This window comes from Elstera litoralis (assembly GCF_000963705.1).
GTDB classification, from domain to species: Bacteria; Pseudomonadota; Alphaproteobacteria; order Elsterales; family Elsteraceae; genus Elstera; species Elstera litoralis.
This window is the reverse complement of record NZ_LAJY01000662.1, coordinates 1-1,201: the sequence shown is the minus strand read 5'-3', so window position 1 is coordinate 1,201 and position 1,201 is coordinate 1. Positions and strand designations below refer to the sequence as shown.

The following is a 1,201-nucleotide window of genomic DNA, read 5'->3' as shown; positions in this document are numbered from 1 at the left end:
CAGCATGGCGTTAACGGCACACCCGAAACCTTACGCACCTATTTGCACCGCTGCGGGGTGATTTTCTATGATCCGCACATTTACCAAGACCGGATCATTATCGATCAGGCTTGGGCGCTTGGTGCGATCTATACCCTGTTTGACCGGAAAAAGGTTTATGAGCGCCTTAGGGCACAATATGGGCGCTTTACCCTCGCCGACCTCAGCGACCTGGTATGGGATGCGGAAGGCTTTAGCCCGGACGAACAGCGCTTATTCCTCTCCTTCATGAAAACCTGCGGGATTTGTTTTGTGTATCAGGGCACCGGGGCGGAAACGATCTACCTCGCCCCCGACCTGCTGCCGGAACAATCGGCCTTCGATGGCGAACTCGGCGCATCCTGGGACAGTTTCCCCGGCCAGTTGACCGCAATAACCTATGATTACAATCTGCTCCATCGCGGCATCATGCGCGCCCTGATCTGCCGGATCGGCGAGGAAGCCCAAATGCACGGGCGCTATTGGCGCGATGGACTGTTTGTCTACGAGAAAAAAACCCATAGCCGGGCCTGCATACGGCAAATCCCCGGTAAGCGCGACGGCCATACTACCGCAACCCCCTGGGCGGGGTGCCTAACTCTTGAGGTTAAAAACGATCCGGACGGGTGGCTTTTTCGCCTGTTGCGCGGGTGGATTGAGGAGATTAACCACACTTTCGGTGTGAAAGACGCCACCCCCCACGACGCCCCGCCGCTCCGGCCGGATGCGGAGGAAACCTTCAAGCCGACCTTCGCCGAAGAACCGATGAACGATGATAAACTCTCTGCGCCCGGCCAGAATGAATTGACGACAGGTCCAGAAAAAGAACCGATGAGTGACTACAAACTCTATGTTTCTTATTGCTGGAAGGATTTGACGAAAGTTCCAGAGACGGAGCGGGCGAATGTTGAAAAAATTTTTGGACGAAGCGAAAGAAAAAAAAATCAAAATCTTAAGAGATACGGAGAATATAAAATACGGCGAAAAAATTAAAACCTACATGAAATCCTTGAGCCAAGGCCAGCGCATCTTCATTTTTATGAGCGACTCTTATTTACGGTCGCCGAACTGCATGTATGAGCTTTATCATATCTGGCAACACAGCGAGCAATGCGAAAAGGATTTTATAAACCGCGTCCGCATTTACCTGAATCTGCGGTTTAAAAATAGATACACCACAGAA

Annotated in this window: 2 protein-coding genes; both read left to right on the top strand. The window is 51.7% G+C overall.

Annotated elements, in window-relative coordinates:
* Positions 1-1,011 (top strand): COR domain-containing protein (locus tag VZ95_RS18755; protein WP_045777217.1); only part of this gene is annotated, 1,011 nt, incomplete at its 5' end.
* Positions 923-1,201 (top strand): TIR domain-containing protein (locus VZ95_RS29485; RefSeq protein ID WP_408606110.1); only part of this gene is annotated, 279 nt, incomplete at its 3' end. The genes VZ95_RS18755 and VZ95_RS29485, both read left to right, overlap by 89 nt.